Source organism: Salinimicrobium oceani (genome assembly GCF_012037645.1).
In genome coordinates, this window is sequence record NZ_JAAVJR010000814.1 from 1 (window position 1) to 411 (window position 411).

1 protein-coding gene is annotated in these 411 nt (G+C 37.7%); it reads right to left on the minus strand.

Annotated features, from left to right (window positions below):
• On the minus strand, positions 1-368 hold a 368-nt coding region (locus HC175_RS19530; RefSeq protein ID WP_209310124.1), incomplete at its 3' end, for a hypothetical protein.
• Positions 369-411 lie beyond the last annotated feature (43 nt).

Sequence of the window (411 nt, forward strand, 5' to 3'; positions counted from 1 at the left end):
GCCGCAACTCCTTGCCCAAAACTTACTTTTACTTTTAAACCTTTAAAGCTTTCCCTAAAATGTTTAGTTTTTAAATTTCCCGTTTTGCTCTGCTCTAAAAAATTGATCAACTCTGGGTAGAACATTTCATCTTCTGACATTGGAGTTCCATTTTTGTGAATAATCCTGAAATCATTTTTTTCTAAAAGCTGAAAACATGGAGTGTCTAATCCCCCTCTAAACGTACGACGGTCCAAAACTTCTCCATTAGCGAAATAATTTGCGTAAGAAACTATGAGCTTTGGAGGATATAACTTTCCATCAAACTGAGCGTCATAATACTGCGAATCTCCACCTGGCGGAATTCCCTCCTTATCTATCTTTTCCACAGCTCTTCTCAGATGTTCGCGCGAAATATTACTTGGTATACTC